Raw genomic sequence first — 19,940 nt, 5'->3', positions numbered from 1 at the left:
TAGATAACTACTTGGAGGTGGCGTTGTGCCGTTAACACCATTAGATATTCATAACAAAGAATTTGGTCGCGGATTCCGTGGCTATGATGAAGATCAAGTAAATGAGTTTCTTGATCAAATTATCAAAGATTATGAATTGGTCATTCGTGAGAAAAAAGCTTTAGAAGAAAAAGTTGCGCAGTTAGAAGGGAAGTTAGATCATTTCTCTAATATTGAAGATACGTTAAACAAATCTATCGTTGTTGCACAAGAAGCAGCGGAAGAAGTAAAACGTAATGCGCAAAAAGAAGCGAAATTAATTGTGCGTGAAGCTGAAAAGAATGCTGATCGTATTATTAACGAAGCATTAGTAAAATCAAGAAAAGTTGCTTTTGATATTGAAGAGCTAAAGAAACAAGCGAAAGTATTCCGAACTCGTTTCCGTATGTTATTAGAAACACAGCTTGAGATGTTAAACAACGATGATTGGGATAAACTAATTGAATTAGAAGACGAAGTAGATGAACTGTTGAAAAAAGAAGAAACAGTGTAAGCTTGACGTTTTTCTCATTATTACATATAATTTTAAACAACATATTTATTAAGAAAAACGAAGATAGGGATAAGTACCTTTTCAAACCTTATATAGCGAACTGAGGATGGTGTAAGCTCAGGATAAGGAGATAGTGGGAATATCACCCTGGAGTTCCGCGCTGAACAAATAGAGTAAGCGTAGGCGTGTATTCGCGTTAAGAATATAAAGAGGATTCTATACATATGTATATGATCTACTAGGGTGGTACCGCGGGAGACTTTCTCGTCCCTTTTTGGGATGAGAAAGTCTCTTTTTTATTCCGTTTTTTAAGTATTTCTTTTATACATGTAAGGAGGAATTGAGCATGGAGTACAAAAATACATTACTGATGCCAAAAACTGAGTTCCCAATGCGTGGGAATTTACCAAAACGTGAGCCTGCAATGCAAGAAAAATGGGCTGAAATGAATATTTACGAAAAAGTACAAGAACATACAAAAGGTCGTCCTTTATTTGTATTGCATGATGGACCTCCATATGCGAATGGTGACATTCATATGGGACATGCATTAAATAAAGTATTAAAAGACTTTATTGTTCGTTATAAATCAATGACTGGTTTTAGTGCACCATATGTTCCAGGATGGGATACGCACGGTTTACCAATTGAACAAGCTTTAACAAATAAAGGTGTAAAACGTAAAGAAATGACAGTTGCTGAGTTTCGTAAGTTATGTGCAGAGTATGCATATGAACAAGTAGAACGTCAACGTGAACAATTTAAGCGTCTAGGTGTACGTGCAGATTGGGATAATCCATATATTACTTTAGAGCCAGCTTATGAAGCACAACAAATTAAAGTGTTTGGTGACATGGCGAAAAAAGGTTATATCTATAAAGGTCAAAAACCAGTTTACTGGTCTCCAACGAGTGAATCTGCTTTAGCGGAAGCTGAAATTGAATATCAAGATAAAAAATCAGCATCTATTTACGTAGCATTCCCTGTAAAAGATGGAAAGAACGTATTAGAAGGTGATGAAAAGTACATCATTTGGACAACAACACCTTGGACATTACCTGCAAACTTAGGTATTTCTGTTCACCCAGAGCTTGAATATAGCATTGTAAAAGTAAATGATGAGAAATATATCATTGCTTCTGAGCTGTTTGAGACAGTTGCAAAAACGTTAGAGTGGGAAAATGCTGAAGTTGTGAAAACAGTAAAAGGTAGCGAACTTGAGTACACAGTTGCAAAACACCCATTCTACGATCGTGATTCATTAGTTATGCTAGGAGATCACGTAACAACAGATGCAGGTACAGGTTGTGTTCATACAGCACCAGGACACGGGGAAGATGACTTCGTTGTTGGTAAAAAGTATGGATTAGAAGTACTTTGCCCAGTCGATGATAAAGGTGTGTTAACAAATGAAGCACCTGGATTTGAAGGCTTATTCTATGATAAAGCTAACAAACCAATTACAGAAAAATTAGAAGAAGTCGGCGCGTTACTGAAACTAACATTCATTACACATTCATACCCACATGATTGGAGAACGAAAAAACCAATTATTTTCCGTGCGACAGCACAGTGGTTTGCGTCTATTGAAGCATTCCGTAAAGAATTAATAGAAGCTGTAGCGGAAACAAAATGGGTACCAGCATGGGGAGAAACTCGTCTTCATAATATGGTTCGTGACCGTGGTGACTGGTGTATTTCTCGTCAGCGTGCATGGGGTGTGCCAATTCCGGTATTCTATGCTGAGAATGGTGATCCAATTATTACGGATGAAACAATTAACCATGTAGCAGATTTATTCCGTGAACACGGTTCTAACGTATGGTTCGAGCGTGAAGCGAAAGATCTATTACCAGAAGGGTTTACACATCCGGGTAGCCCAAATGGCGAATTCCGTAAAGAAACAGACATCATGGATGTATGGTTCGATTCAGGTTCTTCTCACCAAGCGGTATTAGAAGAGCGCGAAGATTTACAGCGTCCAGCTGATTTATATTTAGAAGGATCTGACCAGTATCGTGGTTGGTTTAACTCTTCATTATCAACAGCAGTTGCTGTAACAGGTAAAGCACCATATAAAGGCGTATTAAGCCACGGTTTCGTACTAGACGGTGAAGGACGTAAAATGAGTAAGTCGATTGGAAACATCGTCGTACCGAAGAAAATTATGGATCAATTAGGTGGAGACATTTTACGCTTATGGGTATCTTCTGTTGACTATCAATCTGACGTACGTATTTCAGATGATATTTTAAAACAAGTAGCAGAAGTGTATCGTAAAATCCGTAACACATTCCGTTTCTTATTAGGAAACTTAGACGACTTTAATCCAAGTGAAAATGCAGTAGCTGTAGCTGAACTTCGTGAAGTAGATCGTTACATGTTAGTGAAATTAAATGACTTAATTACAAAAGTAAAAGAAGCATATGAGACATACGACTTCGCTGCTGTATATCATGCAATTCATAACTTCTGTACAATTGATTTAAGTTCATTCTACTTAGACTTTGCAAAAGACATTTTATACATTGAAGGTGCAAACCACGAAGATCGTCGTGCAATTCAAACTGTATTATATGATGTTCTTGTTGCGTTAACGAAACTTGTAACACCAATCTTACCGCATACAGCTGATGAAGTATGGCCATATATTCCAGGCGTAACAGAAGAAAGTGTACAATTAACTGATATGCCAGAAGCTGTACAATTAGATGACGCGGAAGCGTTAAAAACAAAATGGGATGCATTTATGACATTACGTGATGACGTGTTAAAAGCACTAGAAGTAGCTCGTAATGAAAAAGTAATCGGTAAGTCATTAAATGCAAGCATTACACTATATCCAACTGCAGAAATGAAAGTTATGTTGGAGTCTATTAGCGAAGACTTAAAGCAATTATTCATCGTTTCTGAGTATAAACTTGGTGGTATGATGGATGAAGCGCCAGCAGATGCACCGAAGTATGAACATACAGCGGTTGTTGTTGCCCAAGCAACTGGTGAAACATGTGAACGTTGTTGGGTAGTTTCAGAAACAATTGGTAAAGATACTGAACATGAAACATTATGTGAGCGTTGTGCAACAGTTGTTAAAGAAAACTATGTAAAATAATAAAAAAGCTGACTGCTATTGATGCAGTCAGTTTTTTTGTTGATGGTATATCAAAATCACTTTCAGACTCTTTCCTGTGAAGGAAAAATGTGTGTGAGGTAAGCAAATAAATTTCGGACACACTAACTGTACATTACAGCTAGGAGGAATGTACACGTGAATGAAATTTACATGGAAATAAAAGAAGAATTGCAATTGATGAGAAAAGAGTTGCAAGAGAGACTAGCTAAAGAAGTAATGCACGAATATGATGTCGAGTTCAGCCAAGAACTTGGATATGAAATTAAGGAAGAGATAAAGAAAAAATTGCTATTACATGATATAAAAGAGGATTTAAAGGATGTAGAACGCGCATTATTTAAGATGGAAATAGACATGTATGGTATTTGTGAAGAGACGGGGAGATTAATTTCGACAAAGCAAATGAAGACAATGCCGACTGCCCGTACGATTCATGAATTCTTCTATGAAAAGGTAAATGTATGAATACGCACAACGATATTATATTACCTTTTTTTAATTTATTTTATTCTTCTATAAAGGTTCATTGTGAAAAGGTAGCAGCTATGCTAAAATTTTGAGGTACACTGTCTTTGTGGGGGAAATGAAAATGATATATTATGTAATAGCGTTATTCGTCATTGCTATCGATCAAATATCGAAGTGGTTAATTGTAAAGAACATGGAATTGGGTACGAGTATTCCGATTATAGACAATGTATTATACATAACATCACATCGAAATAGAGGTGCTGCTTGGGGTATTTTAGAAAATAAAATGTGGTTCTTCTACATTATTACAGTTGTTTTTGTAGTATTTATTGTATTTTATATGAAAAAGTATGCGAAAACAGACAAGCTTCTAGGTATTTCGTTAGGCCTAATTTTGGGCGGGGCAATTGGTAACTTTATTGATCGTGTATTTAGACAAGAAGTAGTGGATTTCATTCACGTGTATATTTTCTCGTACAACTATCCAGTATTCAATATAGCTGATTCAGCATTATGTATTGGTGTTGTATTAATTATTATTCAAACATTATTAGAAGGCAAGAAAGCGAAGGAGTAATTGAATGAGTGAAGTAGTACAAGTAACAGTTGCAGCAGAGCAAAAAAACGAGCGAATTGATAAATTCGTTGCAGGGATAAATAACGAATGGTCACGTACGCAAGTGCAGCAATGGATTAAAGATGACGTTGTGACAGTAAACGGGAAAGCTGTAAAAGGAAATTATAAAGTAAAAGAAGAAGATGAAATTACAGTAACAATTCCTGAACCAGAAGAGTTAGATATTCAACCAGAAGATTTAAATTTAGAAATTTATTATGAAGATGCAGATGTGCTTGTTGTAAATAAGCCACGTGGTATGGTTGTACATCCAGCACCAGGGCATACAAGTGGTACACTTGTAAACGGCCTCATGCACCATTGTACAGACTTATCAGGCATTAACGGTATAATGCGTCCAGGTATCGTGCATCGTATTGATAAAGATACATCTGGACTATTAATGGTTGCTAAAAATGATATGGCACATGAATCGCTTGTAAATCAGCTTGTAGCAAAAACAGTAACGAGACGTTACAAAGCGATTGTACACGGTGTGATTCCGCATGATAAGGGAACGATTGATGCTCCGATTGCTCGTGATAAGAAAGAGCGTCAAAGTATGACAGTTGATGAAAATGGTAAGAACGCTGTTACGCACTTCCAAGTGTTAGAACGCTTTAAAGACTTTACACTTGTAGAATGTCGCTTAGAAACGGGACGTACGCACCAAATTCGTGTTCATATGAAATATATTGGCTATCCACTTGCAGGAGATCCGAAGTATGGTCCGAAGAAAACGTTAGATATGAATGGACAAGCACTTCATGCGGGTATTTTAGGCTTTGATCATCCTCGTACTGGTGAATATATTCAGTTTGAGGCACCAATTCCAGAAGTGTTTGAAGACGCATTAAATATTTTACGAAAATAGTATTGACAAATCATAAGAAAACTGAGATACTGACAACAGTTAAATAACGATCCTTTAACACAGCCCCGTGAGGTTGAGAAGGTAACGGTTTGAAATACTTAGGGTATGTTGTACCCTTTTTTCAAAAGTCCTCTCGCACACGCTGAGAGGACTTTTTTTATACCATTACTCTCACGCAAGAAAAAAGCTTGGAGGTGTAGAGCATGCAAGAGAAAGCTGTCGTTTTAGATGACCAAATGATTCGCCGCGCTTTAACACGAATTAGTCATGAAATCGTGGAACGAAATAAAGGTGTCGATAATTGTGTTCTTGTCGGAATTAAAACTCGTGGAATTTTTATTGCACAACGTTTGGCAGAACGAATTGGTCAAATTGAAGGAAAAGAAATGGAAGTTGGAGAGTTAGACATTACGTTATATCGTGATGATTTAACACTACAATCGAAAAATAAAGAACCACTTGTAAAAGGTTCTGATATCCCTGTAGATATTACGAAGAAAAAAGTTATCCTTGTGGATGACGTATTATATACAGGAAGAACAGTTCGAGCAGCAATGGATGCTCTTATGGATTTAGGTAGACCATCTCAAATCCAATTGGCGGTTCTTGTTGATAGAGGTCATCGCGAATTACCAATTCGCGCTGATTATGTAGGGAAGAACATTCCAACATCAAGTGAAGAGCGTATCGAAGTTGATTTGCAAGAGACAGATCAACAAGATCGAGTAAGCATATACGATAAGTAAAGCCCTTTTAAATGTAGTCCTGTGAGGCTGCCAAAGGGTCTTGGCTTTCATATGTCAAATTTGGCATACGAAAGTGTAGGACTCTTTGTGCACAGGCACAAAGAGTTTTTTTATTGCAAAGATTTAAACTGAAGGAGGATGTAACAATGGAACAAAAGCCAGTGTTAGACGTTAATGAAGTACCGAAACCGGGAAAATGGTTATTTTTAAGTATACAACATTTGTTCGCGATGTTTGGATCAACAGTGCTTGTTCCATTTTTAACAGGATTGAATCCATCAGTAGCATTAATATCAAGTGGATTAGGAACGTTAGCGTTCCTTCTTATAACGAAAGGCCAAGTACCTGCTTATCTAGGATCATCATTCGCCTTTATCGCACCGATTATAACAGCCAAAACGGCAGGTGGACCGGGAGCGGCAATGCTTGGTGGTTTGCTAGCAGGACTTGTGTACATTTTAATCTCACTCGGAATTAAGAAATCAGGATCAGAGTGGATTATGAAATTACTACCACCAATCGTAGTTGGTCCAGTAGTAATGGTAATCGGTCTAGCTTTAGCACATACAGCAGTTAACATGGCGATGAACGATGCGGATGGCAAATATAGCTTTACACATTTTTCAGTAGCGTTAGTAACATTAGCAATTACAATTATATGCTCGATATTTGGAAGAGGATTTTTCAGTATAATACCAGTGTTACTTGGCATTATCGGCGGATATATCTTCGCTTACTTCCAAGGGCTAGTAGACTTAAAGCCGGTAGCTGAGGCAAAATGGTTTGTTGTACCAGATTTCACAGTACCATTTGTAACATACACACCAGAGTTTTCATGGAAGATTGTACTCTTGATGGTACCAGTTGCACTAGTAACAATATCAGAACATATCGGACATCAAATTGTTCTTGGAAATGTTATTAAAAGAGATTTAATTGAAAAACCAGGTTTACACCGTTCAATCTTCGGTGACGGAGTAGCAACATTAATCGCGTCACTAATCGGTGGGCCACCAAATACAACGTATGGTGAAAACATCGGTGTGCTAGCAATTACGAGAGCATACAGTGTATACTTATTCATCGGTTCAGCAGTATTCGCAATCATGTTCGGATTTATCGGTAAGATTTCTGCACTGATTCATTCGATCCCAACAACAGTTATGGGTGGTGTATCAATCTTACTATTCGGTGTAATCGCATCAAGCGGATTACGCATGATGGTAGATGATAAAACAGATTTAAGTGACAAACGAAACCTAATGATTGCATCAGTAATATTAGTAATCGGTATTGGTGGAGCGGTACTTCACGTAGGAGAATCATTCCAAGTAGAAGGAATGGCACTAGCAGCAATTGTAGGTGTACTGTTAAATCTACTACTACCGGAAACGAAACAAATAAAACAATCTAAGCAGATTGCTTCATAATAATAACCTTTTAATTCAGTCCTGTGAGACCGAAAAGGGTGGCTTCTTTCTTGCACCCTAGTCTCACATGACTAGGGTATTTTTATGCAAAGGTTGTTATAAAAATTCAAAAGTGGTAACATAAAAATCAGAAAGATGAGGGATGACGATGAGCCATTTGTTAACGATGAGTGAATTATCAGAAGTAGAAATTTCAGAAATCCTAAAAGATGCAGAAGATTTTGTGAATGGAAAAGAGAGCAAAACGACAGAGCAAACTTTTGTTGCGAACTTGTTCTTTGAGAATAGTACGAGAACGAGATTTAGCTTTGAAGTTGCTGAGAAGAGATTAGGACTTGATGTTTTAAACTTTTCAGCTGATGCATCTAGCGTACAAAAAGGAGAAACTCTATACGATACGATAAGAACACTAGAATCAATCGGAACAAAAGCAGTGGTCATCCGCCACGAGCAAGATCGCTACTTCGATGAACTAAAAGATCAGGTGAATATTCCAATCTTAAACGCTGGAGATGGATGCGGAAACCACCCAACACAGTGCCTACTGGACCTTCTTACAATTAAACAAGATTTTGGAAGATTTGAAGGTTTGAAGATTGCAATAGTAGGAGATGTTCGTCATAGCCGAGTAGCACGTTCTAATGCAGAAGCATTAACGAAGCTTGGTGCAACGATTTACTTTGCAAGTCCAGAAGAGTGGAAAGATGAAGACAACACATTTGGAACATACAAACCATTAGATGAACTTGTTCCAGAAGTTGATGTAATGATGTTACTCCGTGTACAACATGAGCGTCATGATCATTATGAAACAGACATTATGAAAGAATATCATGAGAAACACGGATTAACAGTAGAAAGAGAAAAGCGTATGAAAGAAGGAAGCATTATTATGCATCCAGCTCCTGTAAACCGTGATGTTGAAATTGCAAGTGAACTTGTTGAGTGTGAGCGTTCACGCATATTTAAACAAATGGAAAATGGAGTTTACGTAAGAATGGCTGTACTAAAACGCGCCTTACCAAATGTATTAGGAGGAATGAAACATGAATTATTTGTTTAAAAATGGTCGTTATATGAATGAAGAAGGAAAAATCGTAGCAACGGATCTTCTCGTACAAGACGGTAAAATCGCTAAGGTAGCAGAAAATATTACGGCAGATAATGCTGAAGTAATCGATGTGAACGGAAAGTTAATCGCACCTGGATTAGTAGATGTACACGTACATCTTCGTGAACCAGGTGGTGAACATAAAGAAACAATTGAAACAGGTACACTAGCAGCGGCAAAAGGTGGATTCACTACAATTTGCGCAATGCCAAATACACGCCCGGTACCAGATTGCAGAGAACATATGGAAGACTTGCAAAAACGTATTGAAGAAAAAGCTCATGTTAACGTACTACCATACGGAGCAATTACAGTACGTCAAGCTGGTTCTGAAATGACAGATTTCGAAACATTAAAAGAACTTGGAGCATTTGCTTTCACAGATGACGGCGTAGGCGTACAAGATGCGAGCATGATGTTAGCGGCTATGAAACGTGCAGCAAAATTAGATATGGCAGTAGTTGCGCACTGTGAAGAGAATACGCTTATTAATAAAGGTTGTGTACATGAAGGGAAGTTTTCTGAGAAACACGGATTAAACGGTATCCCATCAGTATGTGAATCTGTACATATTGCAAGGGATATACTGCTTGCTGAAGCAGCAGATTGCCACTATCACGTATGTCACGTAAGTACGAAAGGTTCTGTACGTGTAATCCGTGATGCGAAACGCGCTGGAATTAAAGTAACAGCAGAAGTAACACCGCATCACCTAGTGTTATGTGAAGATGATATCCCATCAGCTGATCCTAACTTTAAAATGAACCCACCACTTCGTGGAAAAGAAGACCATGCAGCATTAATTGAAGGTTTATTAGATGGAACGATCGATATGATCGCAACTGACCATGCACCGCATACAGCGGAAGAGAAAGCACAAGGAATTGAAAGAGCACCGTTTGGAATTACTGGTTTTGAAACAGCATTCCCGCTTCTATACACAAACCTTGTGAAAAAGGGAGTCATTACGCTAGAACAGTTAATTCAATTCTTAACAGAAAAGCCAGCTGATACATTCGGCTTAGAAGCAGGTCGCCTAAAAGAAGGTAGAGCAGCTGATATTACAATCATTGATTTAGAACAAGAAGAAGAGATTGACCCAACAACATTCTTATCAAAAGGAAAAAATACACCATTCGCAGGTTGGAAATGCCAAGGATGGCCGGTAATGACAATCGTTGGTGGTAAGATCGCATGGCAAAAGGAGAGTGCATTAGTATGAAAAGACAACTTATCTTAGAAGATGGAACAGTATTAATTGGAACAGGTTTCGGAGGCGAAATCGAAAAGTCAGGTGAGGTTGTATTTACAACAGGAATGACTGGATATCAAGAAACATTATCTGATCCATCATATTGCGGTCAAATCGTAACATTCACGTACCCATTAATCGGAAATTACGGCATTAACCGTGACGATTTTGAATCCATTCACCCATCTGTAAATGGTTTAATCGTAAACGAAATTTGTGATCACCCATCAAACTTCCGTAATGAAATTTCGTTAAATGATTACTTGAAAGAAAGAAATATTCCAGGATTAGCAGGGATTGATACGAGAAAATTAACGAGAAAAATTCGTCAATACGGTACATTACGCGGACGCCTTTGTAACATGGATGCAGATGTAGAGTACATTGTAAGCCAATTAAAAGCGACAGTATTTACAGATCATGTAAAACGCGTATCAACGAAAGATCCATACCCAAGCCCAGGTCGTGGTCACCGAGTTGTACTAGTAGACTTCGGTATGAAACATGGTATTTTACGAGAATTAAATAAGCGTGACTGTGATGTAATTGTAGTTCCTTACAACACAACAGCAGAAGAAATTTTACGCCTTAGCCCAGATGGAATTATGTTAAGTAATGGACCTGGAGATCCGAAAGATGTACCAGAAGCAATTGAAATGTTAAAAGACATTATCGGTAAAGTTCCTTTATTCGGAATTTGCCTAGGACATCAATTGTTCGCTCTAGCATCAGGTGCAAATACAAGTAAGTTGAAATTTGGTCACCGTGGTTTAAACCATCCAGTAAAAAATCTTGCAACTGGAAAAGTAGCAATTACATCTCAAAACCACGGATACGCAGTAGAAGAAGAATCAGTTGAAAATACAGATCTTGAAATTACACATGTTGCTTTAAACGATGGAACGGTAGAAGGTCTTCGTCATAAGAAGTTCCCAGCATTTACAGTACAATACCATCCAGAAGCTTCAGCGGGACCAGAAGATGCAAATGATTTATTCGAAGATTTCTTAACAATGATTGAAAACTTCAAGAAAGAAGGGGAAGAGTTATGCCAAAACGCCTAGACATTAACACAATTTTAGTAATCGGATCAGGACCAATTGTAATTGGGCAAGCAGCGGAGTTTGACTACTCTGGCACACAAGCTTGTCAATCTCTTAAAGAGGAAGGTTACAAAGTAATCCTTGTTAACTCTAACCCAGCAACAATTATGACGGATACTGCAACAGCAGATAAAGTATACATCGAGCCATTAACATTAGAATTCGTAAGCCGTATTATTCGTAAAGAACGTCCTGATGCAATCCTACCAACATTAGGTGGTCAAACAGGTTTAAACATGGCTGTTGAACTTGCAAAATCAGGCGTACTTGACGAGTGCGGAGTTGAAATTTTAGGAACAAAATTATCAGCAATCGAGCAAGCGGAAGATCGTGATTTATTCCGTACATTAATGCAAGATTTAAATGAACCAACACCACCAAGTGAAATTATTCATAACCTTGATGAAGCATATGGATTTGTAAATGAAATTGGTTATCCAGTAATCGTTCGACCAGCGTTCACATTAGGAGGAACGGGCGGCGGAATTTGCCATAACGAAGAAGAGCTAATTGAAATCGTAACAAGCGGTTTAAAACATAGTCCAGTAACACAATGTTTATTAGAGAAAAGTATTGCTGGCTGTAAGGAAATTGAATATGAAGTAATGCGTGATTCAAATGATAACGCGATTGTAGTATGTAACATGGAAAACATCGATCCAGTTGGTGTTCACACAGGTGATTCGATTGTAGTAGCACCGAGCCAAACGCTAAGCGACCGTGAATATCAAATGTTACGTAACACTTCATTACGAATTATTCGTGCACTAGGAATTGAAGGCGGATGTAACGTTCAGCTTGCGCTTGATCCATATAGCTTCCAATACTATGTAATCGAAGTAAATCCACGTGTAAGTCGTTCATCTGCACTAGCATCTAAAGCAACTGGATATCCAATTGCGAAATTAGCAGCAAAAATTGCAGTCGGTTTAACGTTAGATGAAATCGTAAACCCAGTAACACAAAAAACTTACGCTTGCTTCGAGCCAGCGTTAGACTATGTTGTTTCAAAAATTCCACGTTGGCCGTTTGATAAGTTTGAATCAGCGAACAGAACGCTTGGAACACAAATGAAAGCAACTGGTGAAGTTATGTCAATCGGACGTAACTTAGAAGAATCATTACTAAAAGCAGTTCGTTCTTTAGAGCTTGGCATTTATCACTTAGAATTAGACCACTTAAAAGAACTTGATAAAGAAACGATGAAAAAACGTATCATTAAAGCGGATGATGAACGACTGTTTATTGTAGCAGAAGCAATTCGCCAAGGTGTAACGAAAGAAGAAATCAATGAATGGTGTGAAATGGACTTCTTCTTCTTACAAAAAGTTGAAAACATCGTAAATATGGAACGTGAAGTAAAAGCGAATGTAGGAAATATGGAAGTACTACAAACTGCAAAAGAAATGGGCTTCAGCGATCACTACATTGCAGCAGCTTGGAACAAAACGGAGCGCGAAATTTATGATATGCGTAAAGAAAATAATATGATGCCAGTATTCAAAATGGTAGATACTTGCGCGGCAGAGTTTGAATCTGCAACGCCATATTACTACAGCACATATGCAGACGAAAATGAATCGATTGTAACAGATCGTAAGAGTGTAGTAGTTCTAGGATCTGGTCCGATCCGCATTGGTCAAGGTGTTGAGTTTGACTACGCAACAGTTCACTCAGTATGGGCAATTAAAGAAGCTGGATATGAAGCAATTATTATTAACAACAACCCAGAAACAGTTTCAACAGACTTCAGTATTTCTGACAAATTATACTTTGAACCATTAACGATTGAAGATGTAATGCACATTATCGATTTAGAAAAACCAGAAGGTGTTATCGTTCAGTTCGGTGGACAAACGGCAATTAACTTAGCAGCGAAACTAGAAGAACACGGTGTGAAAATTTTAGGAACATCACTTGAAGATCTAGACCGTGCAGAAGATCGTGATAAATTCGAAGCTGCACTAACACAATTAGGTATCCCACAACCAGTTGGTAAAACAGCAACAACTGTAGAACAGGCGGTAGCAATCGCTGAAGAAATTGGTTACCCAGTATTAGTAAGACCATCTTACGTATTAGGTGGACGTGCGATGGAAATCGTATATCGTCAAGAAGAACTACTGCACTACATGAAAAATGCAGTTAAAGTTCATGCGGAGCATCCGGTATTAATTGACCGTTACATGGTTGGTAAAGAAATTGAAGTAGATGCAATTTCAGACGGCGAGAATGTATTCATTCCAGGTATTATGGAACATATTGAACGCGCTGGAGTTCACTCTGGTGACTCAATTGGAGTATACCCACCACAAAGCTTATCTGAAAAACTAAAAGAACAAATTATTGAACATACAATTGCACTTGGAAAAGGTTTAAACATTGTTGGATTACTAAATATCCAGTTTGTAGTATTCAAAGATCAAGTGTACGTAATTGAAGTAAACCCACGTGCGAGTCGTACAGTACCGTTCTTAAGTAAAATTACGGGCGTACCTATGGCGAATGTTGCAACGAAAGTTATTTTAGGTCAAGACTTAGTTGAGCAAGGATACGGAACTGGTTATCACCCAGAAGAGAAAGAAGTATATGTAAAAGCACCGGTATTCTCGTTTGCGAAACTACGCTCAGTTGATACAACATTAGGACCTGAAATGAAATCAACAGGGGAAGTAATGGGTAAAGACTTAACACTTGAAAAAGCATTATACAAAGGATTAGTTGCTTCTGGAATTAACATCCCAACGCACGGATCAGTAATTATCACAGTAGCGGATAAAGATAAAGAAGAGGCAATGGAAATTGCAAAACGTTTCCACGAAATCGGTTATAACTTATTAGCAACAGCTGGAACAGCAAAATCGTTAGCGGAGCAAAATATTCCAGTGCAAGTTGTAAACAAAATTGATTCTGAAGACTACAACTTACTTGATATTATCCGTCAAGGAAAAGCGCAGTTTGTAATCAATACATTAACAAAAGGAAAACAACCAGCGCGTGATGGTTTCCGCATTCGCCGTGAATCAGTAGAAAATGGTGTAGCTTGCTTAACATCACTTGATACAACGAGAGCAATCTTACGAGTATTAGAATCTATGACATTCTCAGCTCATTCAATGAAAGAAATTACGCAAACAAAGCGTCACGAGGTGGTACATGCATGATGCAAAAGCAAAATATGATCGTCGTTAACCAAAAAGAAATCGCAAAAAATATTTACGAATTAGTGCTTCAAGGAACGTTAGTACAGCAAATGAACGAACCAGGGCAGTTTGTACACATTAAGGTAGCAGAGGGCATTGCGCCCCTTCTGCGCCGCCCAATTAGTATTTGTAATGTAGATCAAGAGAAGAACGAATTTACAATGCTATATCGTGCCGAAGGACAAGGGACAAAAACATTAGCAACTAGAAAACAAGGTGAAATGGTAGATGTACTGGGACCATTAGGAAACGGTTTTCCTGTAGAAGAAGCAGAAGCTGGCCAAACAGCTTTATTAGTAGGCGGGGGAATTGGTGTACCACCACTTTATGAATTATCACAGCGCCTCGTTGCAAGGGGTGTACGTGTTATTCACATCTTAGGTTTTCAAACGAAAGATGTTGTTTTCTATGAAGAAAAATTTGCAGAACTTGGTGATACGTACGTTGCGACAGTAGACGGTACACACGGTACAAAAGGATTTGTCACAGATGTAATTGATAATTACGGAATCGACTTTGATATTCTTTACTCATGTGGCCCGTTAGCGATGCTTCGTGCATTAGAAGGACGTTACAAAGAGAAAAAAGCCTATATTTCATTAGAAGAGCGTATGGGTTGTGGTATTGGAGCTTGTTTCGCATGTGTATGCCACTTACAAGAAGATCCAAGTGGACATTCTTACAAGAAGGTGTGTAGCGACGGACCAGTATTTCCAATCGGGGAGGTTGTACTATGAACAGATTGCAAGTTGAATTACCAGGATTATCATTAAAAAATCCAATTATACCGGCATCTGGATGCTTTGGGTTTGGTCGTGAATATGCACAGTTTTACGATTTAAGTGTACTAGGATCAATCATGATTAAAGCGACGACAGAACAACCACGTTATGGAAATCCAACGCCTCGTGTTGCTGAAACACCAGGCGGCATGCTAAATGCAATTGGACTTCAAAACCCGGGATTAGACAAAGTAATGAATTCGGAATTACCATGGTTAGAACAATTTGACCTTCCAATTATTGCGAACGTTGCAGGCTCACAAGCTGAGGATTACGTAGCGGTTGCGAAGGAAATTTCTAAAGCGCCTAATGTCCATGCACTAGAATTAAACATTTCTTGTCCGAACGTAAAAACAGGTGGTATCGCTTTTGGTACAAATCCTGAAATTGCTGCTGATTTAACGAAGCGAGTAAAAGAGGTTTCTGAAGTGCCTGTATACGTGAAATTGTCACCGAACGTGGCAAACATAGTGGAAATTGCAAAAGCGATTGAAAATGCAGGTGCAGATGGTTTAACGATGATTAATACATTGCTTGGTATGCGTCTAGATTTAAAAACAGCTAAACCAATTTTAGCAAACCGTACAGGCGGATTATCAGGTCCTGCGATTAAGCCAGTAGCAATTCGCATGGTCCATGAAGTAAGCCAAGCGGTTAACATTCCAATTATCGGAATGGGTGGTATTGAAACAGCTGAAGATGTAATTGAATTCTTCTATGCTGGCGCAAGCGCAGTTGCAGTAGGTACAGCGAACTTTATCGATCCGTTCGTATGTCCGACAATTATTGAAGAGTTACCAGCATTATTAGATGAGTTAGGATTTGATCACATTTCGGAATGTCAAGGAAGGAGCTGGAAGCAAACATGTCACAGTCGTTAATTGTTGCACTAGATTTTCCAGGGAAACAAGAAGTAGAACAATTCTTACAACACTTTGAAGGGGAAGAGTTATTTGTCAAAGTAGGTATGGAGTTATTTTACAAAGAAGGCCCTGCGATTATTACGTACTTAAAAGAAAAGGGACATAAGATCTTCTTAGATTTAAAACTTCATGATATTCCGAATACAGTAAAAAGCGCTATGCGTAGCCTAGCTAGTCTAGATGTCGATATGGTAAATGTTCATGCTGCTGGGGGAAGCAGCATGATGAAAGCTGCGATTGAGGGATTAGAGGAAGGTAAGCAAGAAGGAAAAGAGAGACCGATTTGTATTGCAGTTACACAACTAACAAGCACTTCGGAAGCTATGATGAAAAAAGAGATTGGCATTGAGAAAACGTTAGAAGAAGCGGTTGCTCATTATGCAAAACTAACGAAAGAAAGTGGACTTGATGGCGTTGTTTGTTCAACACTTGAAGTTCCAAAATTACGTGAAGTATGCGGAAATGAATTTGTAACAGTAACACCGGGGATTCGTCTTGCAAGCGATGATGTAAATGACCAAGTGCGCGTAGCAACACCGAAACGTGCGAGGGAACTTGGTTCAAGCTACATCGTAGTCGGACGTAGTATTACAAAAGCAGAAAATCCGCTTGAAGCGTATAAAACAGTAAAACAACAGTGGGAAGGTGTAACAGTATGAAAAAAGAAATCGCATCGCATTTATTAGAAATTGGAGCAGTATTTTTACAACCGAATGATCCATTCACTTGGTCTTCAGGTATGAAATCACCAATTTATTGTGATAACCGTTTAACTTTATCTTATCCAAAAGTACGTCAAGCGATTGCAGCTGGATTAGAAGAGTTAATTAAAGAGCACTTCCCAACTGTAGAAGTTATTGCAGGAACAGCAACTGCTGGTATTGCGCACGCTGCATGGGTAAGCGATCGTATGGATTTACCAATGTGCTACGTACGTAGTAAAGCAAAAGGGCACGGTAAAGGGAACCAAATCGAAGGAAAAACTGAAAAAGGTCAAAAAGTCGTAGTAGTAGAAGACTTAATTTCAACTGGCGGTAGTGCAATTACATGTGTAGAAGCACTTCGCGAAGCTGGATGTGAAGTATTAGGAATCGTATCAATCTTCACATACGAGCTAGAAGCAGGAAAAGAAAAGCTAGAAGCAGCTAACGTAGCATCATATTCTTTAAGTGATTACAGTGCATTAACTGAAGTTGCAGCAGAAAAAGGTATGATCGGACAAGCTGAAACGAAAAAATTACAAGAGTGGCGTAAAAATCCAGCTAACGAAGCTTGGATCACAGCGTAATACAAAAAAACGACCGCGGGGGAACGCGGTCGTTTTTTATATTATTGTTAAAAATTCAAGTAAAGTTCCATCAATATTAAAGAAAATCATATTACAATCTCCTTAACTACTTAGTGCTTTCTGCAAGCTTATATCCTCTTACAAACAATAGAGTCACATAAGAAACAATAAATGAGAAAATGCTATACATGCCGACCCAAAAGAAAAATTTTGGAGTAAAGGCGATAACACCTATTATTAAAAAACTAGCAAACGTTACAATCGGCATTACGTAATACGTTTTCGTTTTGCGTGTTCCAATAACAGATACGATAAAGATAAATAATGGACAAATTAATAAGACGAAAATCAATTCATTCATAGGTATGTCCCCTTTTCTAATTGCAGTAATCTGTTTCTCGTAAACGTTTTGAAATAATTACTCTCCTAATATAATTTCGCTAAGTAATAACGAATCCCTCTTGAAAACTGATAATTCATGATGAATTTTACAAGCAAAAAACGTAAGCAAGAGAACACTTGCTTACGTTATAGGATAAACATCGCAACGATCGTGGTGACAATTAAACCGATAACAACCGGTAAAAAGTTTCGGCGTGCAAGTTCAAATGGATCGACTTTACAAATCGCAGCAGCAGGAATAAGTGCCCAAGGAATTAACGTCCCGCCCCCGGTCCATATAGCTGCAATTTGCCCGAGTGCTGTTAATGTAGCTGTTCCATGGCCAAGTGCTGTTCCAAAAAGATTGGCAATGGAACCAGCAAGTGATATACCTGAAAAACCTGATCCATCTAAGCCGGTAATGACACCAACGATGGTTAATGTCCCTGCCGATACATATTGATTTAAAGGAACAGTTTGAGATAAAGCGATGCCTAAGTCGTTAATGATTCCGTGTGAACCTTTCGGTAAATAGTCCCCGATAATTTTCACAAAGCCACTATCTCCTAAATAAAAGAGTGCAGCGATAGGAATAACTGGTCCGAAAATTTTAAAGCCAAATTGGAGCCCTTCTATGAAATAATCGGTCGTTTTATTCAGTCCATTACCTTTGTAGGCGATGAGAGAAATGATGATAATCATAATAACAGTTGTTCCACCGATAAGTGCAGTTGCGTCGCTTCCTTGTAGTTGAAATTGAATCATGCAAAGGATATCAATGATATATACGATAGGGATACAAATAGCGAGCCATTTCTTTGTGCGAGGAGATAATGAAGTGAGCGTTTTAGAAGACTCAGTTGATAGAATAGATTCTTGTATAGCTAAGCCTGTATGAAACTCTTTTCGTAAGAAGAAAAAAGCGACGGAAGTTGTCACAACGCCCATAACGATAACGAGTGGAACACTTGCAGATACGACGCTGGAAACAGGGAGACCAGCAGCGTCTGCGGTTAATTTTGGTGCGCCTTGTATAACGAAGTCGCCGGATAAAGCAATCCCATGACCGAATAAGTTCATAGCAATTGCAACCCCAATTGGAGGAAGGCCGACACGTACAGCAACCGGTAATAAAATAGCTCCCATTAAGGCGACAGCTGGAGAAGGCCAAAAGAAGAAAGAAATGGTCATCATTAAAAGGCCGATAATCCAGTAGGCGAGTGTAGGTGTACGAATCATTTTTGTAAATGGTGAAATCATCGTATCATTTATGCCAGTATGAACGAGTAAATTGCTCATTGATACGATAATGGAGATGATTAATATAGTTGGTAATAGCTCAGTAATGGCGTAAATGAAACTTTGAAAAATTCCGCTAATGGCAAGAGGGATAGAACTTGTTGCAGTTAATGCTAATAAAAAGATAAAAACGATACAAATGATAGTCGTATCTTTTCGGAGAATAAAAAAGGTAATAATAGTGAGTAAACAAATAATGTAGAGAGCGTGTAATAGCGTTAATTCAACTCCCATAACATTCACATCCTTTAGGCATTCGTGTAGTGTATTGTATGAAAGCGGTGAAAGTATGTGAGTATAGGAAAAAGAAAAAAGTGAAATTTCATGTACTGTAATGATAAGAATAAAAAATGGATGATACAATACAATTAATCCTAAAAATGGGATTTGAGGAGAAGGGGAATGGGGGAGTACGAATGAGAGAAAAAATAGGATATTATGGTGTGCTAGTTTGTTTACTATTATCAGTTATTTCAGGACAATTTCTTAACAGTGAATGGGTACCAGTTATATTATGTATAGGCGTATTGATTTTTGCTCCTATGTATCGCTGGAATGAATGGAAAGCATATAGTCGAAAAAAGAAAATGGTTTTCAGCATCGAATTTGTCATTATAATCAGCACAATTCCGTTTTTGTTATGGAAAGGAAATGAGATAATAGATGGAATTGTAATGTTTCAAGGGTGGTTGTTTATTGCGAAAATGCTATATTTAATATGCATTTTAATGTTGGTAGTGGTAGTCACTAAAATAGTAAACGAAAAGCTATTCGTTAATGAATAAAAGAAAATGCC

At 38.1% G+C, this 19,940-nt stretch carries 18 protein-coding genes and 1 other annotated feature; of the genes, 16 read left to right on the top strand and 2 right to left on the bottom strand.

Going from position 1 to position 19,940, the window contains the following annotated elements; all coding sequences use genetic code 11:
- Positions 1-25 precede the first annotated feature (25 nt).
- The 15 genes from divIVA (at position 26) to pyrE (ending at position 17,464) form a co-directional block, all read left to right on the top strand.
- Positions 26-532, top strand: a complete 507-nt coding sequence (divIVA, locus tag BAQ53_RS18280; RefSeq protein WP_001131611.1) for a septum site-determining protein DivIVA — start codon at positions 26-28, stop codon at positions 530-532.
- A gap of 51 nt (positions 533-583) precedes the next feature.
- Positions 584-807, top strand: a binding site (T-box leader).
- A 71-nt stretch (positions 808-878) separates the two neighbouring features.
- A complete protein-coding gene (gene ileS2 / locus BAQ53_RS18275) occupies positions 879-3,644 on the top strand; it encodes an isoleucine--tRNA ligase (protein WP_074593575.1) in 2,766 nt (921 codons plus the stop codon).
- Positions 3,645-3,800: 156 nt separating this feature from the next.
- Positions 3,801-4,130 (top strand): TraR/DksA C4-type zinc finger protein, encoded by a 330-nt coding sequence (locus BAQ53_RS18270; RefSeq protein ID WP_046946433.1) that lies wholly within the window; start codon positions 3,801-3,803, stop codon positions 4,128-4,130.
- 124 nt (positions 4,131-4,254) lie between these two features.
- Positions 4,255-4,713 (top strand): lipoprotein signal peptidase LspA, encoded by a 459-nt coding sequence (gene lspA / locus BAQ53_RS18265; protein ID WP_000642180.1) that lies wholly within the window; start codon positions 4,255-4,257, stop codon positions 4,711-4,713.
- 4 nt (positions 4,714-4,717) lie between these two features.
- Positions 4,718-5,626, top strand: a complete 909-nt coding sequence (locus BAQ53_RS18260; RefSeq protein ID WP_000005828.1) for an RluA family pseudouridine synthase — start codon at positions 4,718-4,720, stop codon at positions 5,624-5,626.
- A gap of 203 nt (positions 5,627-5,829) precedes the next feature.
- Complete coding sequence (gene pyrR, locus BAQ53_RS18255) at positions 5,830-6,372, top strand: bifunctional pyrimidine operon transcriptional regulator/uracil phosphoribosyltransferase (protein WP_001156491.1); 543 nt, start codon at positions 5,830-5,832, stop codon at positions 6,370-6,372.
- Positions 6,373-6,518: 146 nt separating this feature from the next.
- Complete coding sequence (uraA, locus tag BAQ53_RS18250) at positions 6,519-7,802, top strand: uracil permease (protein WP_208906155.1); 1,284 nt, start codon at positions 6,519-6,521, stop codon at positions 7,800-7,802.
- Positions 7,803-7,950: 148 nt separating this feature from the next.
- Positions 7,951-8,865: an aspartate carbamoyltransferase gene (gene pyrB / locus BAQ53_RS18245; protein WP_208906154.1), complete on the top strand. Its 915-nt coding sequence runs from the start codon at positions 7,951-7,953 to the stop codon at positions 8,863-8,865.
- Complete coding sequence (gene pyrC, locus BAQ53_RS18240) at positions 8,849-10,135, top strand: dihydroorotase (RefSeq protein ID WP_001108367.1); 1,287 nt, start codon at positions 8,849-8,851, stop codon at positions 10,133-10,135. The genes pyrB and pyrC overlap by 17 nt, the downstream gene beginning before the upstream one ends.
- A complete protein-coding gene (locus tag BAQ53_RS18235) occupies positions 10,132-11,229 on the top strand; it encodes a carbamoyl phosphate synthase small subunit (protein ID WP_000828680.1) in 1,098 nt (365 codons plus the stop codon). Before pyrC ends, BAQ53_RS18235 begins: the two co-directional genes overlap by 4 nt.
- Positions 11,214-14,432 (top strand): carbamoyl-phosphate synthase large subunit, encoded by a 3,219-nt coding sequence (gene carB, locus BAQ53_RS18230; protein ID WP_001126102.1) that lies wholly within the window; start codon positions 11,214-11,216, stop codon positions 14,430-14,432. The genes BAQ53_RS18235 and carB overlap by 16 nt, the downstream gene beginning before the upstream one ends.
- Positions 14,429-15,208 (top strand): dihydroorotate oxidase B electron transfer subunit, encoded by a 780-nt coding sequence (pyrK, locus tag BAQ53_RS18225; RefSeq protein WP_000983365.1) that lies wholly within the window; start codon positions 14,429-14,431, stop codon positions 15,206-15,208. The genes carB and pyrK overlap by 4 nt, the downstream gene beginning before the upstream one ends.
- Complete coding sequence (gene pyrD / locus BAQ53_RS18220; RefSeq protein ID WP_001081049.1) at positions 15,205-16,134, top strand: dihydroorotate oxidase B catalytic subunit; 930 nt, start codon at positions 15,205-15,207, stop codon at positions 16,132-16,134. The genes pyrK and pyrD overlap by 4 nt, the downstream gene beginning before the upstream one ends.
- Positions 16,119-16,835, top strand: a complete 717-nt coding sequence (pyrF, locus tag BAQ53_RS18215; protein WP_000083512.1) for an orotidine-5'-phosphate decarboxylase — start codon at positions 16,119-16,121, stop codon at positions 16,833-16,835. The genes pyrD and pyrF overlap by 16 nt, the downstream gene beginning before the upstream one ends.
- The gene (gene pyrE / locus BAQ53_RS18210) at positions 16,832-17,464 is read left to right on the top strand and encodes an orotate phosphoribosyltransferase (protein WP_208906153.1); all 633 of its coding nucleotides are present in this window, start codon (positions 16,832-16,834) and stop codon (positions 17,462-17,464) included. Before pyrF ends, pyrE begins: the two co-directional genes overlap by 4 nt.
- Before the next feature lie 106 nt (positions 17,465-17,570).
- Here the strand turns inward: pyrE and BAQ53_RS18205 are convergent, their stop codons facing one another.
- Together BAQ53_RS18205 and BAQ53_RS18200 are read right to left on the bottom strand one after the other, a co-directional pair.
- Positions 17,571-17,825, bottom strand: a complete 255-nt coding sequence (locus BAQ53_RS18205; protein ID WP_001003920.1) for a YbeF family protein — start codon at positions 17,823-17,825, stop codon at positions 17,571-17,573.
- Between the two features lie 167 nt (positions 17,826-17,992).
- Entirely contained in the window at positions 17,993-19,378 is a 1,386-nt protein-coding gene (locus BAQ53_RS18200; RefSeq protein ID WP_046946437.1) for a membrane protein, read from the bottom strand.
- Between the two features lie 182 nt (positions 19,379-19,560).
- Between BAQ53_RS18200 and BAQ53_RS18195 the strand changes: the two genes are divergently transcribed.
- Entirely contained in the window at positions 19,561-19,929 is a 369-nt protein-coding gene (locus BAQ53_RS18195) for a YoqO family protein (RefSeq protein WP_002181188.1), read from the top strand.
- The last annotated feature ends 11 nt before the right edge of the window (positions 19,930-19,940 follow it).

The sequence above is a fragment of the Bacillus sp. B25(2016b) genome (assembly GCF_001679765.1).
GTDB lineage: Bacteria > Bacillota > Bacilli > Bacillales > Bacillaceae_G > Bacillus_A > Bacillus_A thuringiensis_K.
The sequence above is the reverse complement of the archived record's forward strand: the minus strand, read 5'-3'. Positions and strand labels throughout refer to the sequence as shown.

Coding starts and splice junctions, on each gene's coding strand:
- pyrD (WP_001081049.1), top strand. CDS start 15,205: ATGAACAGATTGCAAGTTGAATTACCAGGATTATCATTAAAAAATCCA.
- BAQ53_RS18200 (WP_046946437.1), bottom strand. CDS start 19,378: ATGGGAGTTGAATTAACGCTATTACACGCTCTCTACATTATTTGTTTA.
- BAQ53_RS18205 (WP_001003920.1), bottom strand. CDS start 17,825: ATGAATGAATTGATTTTCGTCTTATTAATTTGTCCATTATTTATCTTT.
- carB (WP_001126102.1), top strand. CDS start 11,214: ATGCCAAAACGCCTAGACATTAACACAATTTTAGTAATCGGATCAGGA.
- pyrE (WP_208906153.1), top strand. CDS start 16,832: ATGAAAAAAGAAATCGCATCGCATTTATTAGAAATTGGAGCAGTATTT.
- BAQ53_RS18235 (WP_000828680.1), top strand. CDS start 10,132: ATGAAAAGACAACTTATCTTAGAAGATGGAACAGTATTAATTGGAACA.
- pyrF (WP_000083512.1), top strand. CDS start 16,119: ATGTCACAGTCGTTAATTGTTGCACTAGATTTTCCAGGGAAACAAGAA.
- ileS2 (WP_074593575.1), top strand. CDS start 879: ATGGAGTACAAAAATACATTACTGATGCCAAAAACTGAGTTCCCAATG.
- uraA (WP_208906155.1), top strand. CDS start 6,519: ATGGAACAAAAGCCAGTGTTAGACGTTAATGAAGTACCGAAACCGGGA.
- pyrB (WP_208906154.1), top strand. CDS start 7,951: ATGAGCCATTTGTTAACGATGAGTGAATTATCAGAAGTAGAAATTTCA.
- BAQ53_RS18260 (WP_000005828.1), top strand. CDS start 4,718: ATGAGTGAAGTAGTACAAGTAACAGTTGCAGCAGAGCAAAAAAACGAG.
- BAQ53_RS18195 (WP_002181188.1), top strand. CDS start 19,561: ATGAGAGAAAAAATAGGATATTATGGTGTGCTAGTTTGTTTACTATTA.
- pyrC (WP_001108367.1), top strand. CDS start 8,849: ATGAATTATTTGTTTAAAAATGGTCGTTATATGAATGAAGAAGGAAAA.
- pyrK (WP_000983365.1), top strand. CDS start 14,429: ATGATGCAAAAGCAAAATATGATCGTCGTTAACCAAAAAGAAATCGCA.
- pyrR (WP_001156491.1), top strand. CDS start 5,830: ATGCAAGAGAAAGCTGTCGTTTTAGATGACCAAATGATTCGCCGCGCT.
- lspA (WP_000642180.1), top strand. CDS start 4,255: ATGATATATTATGTAATAGCGTTATTCGTCATTGCTATCGATCAAATA.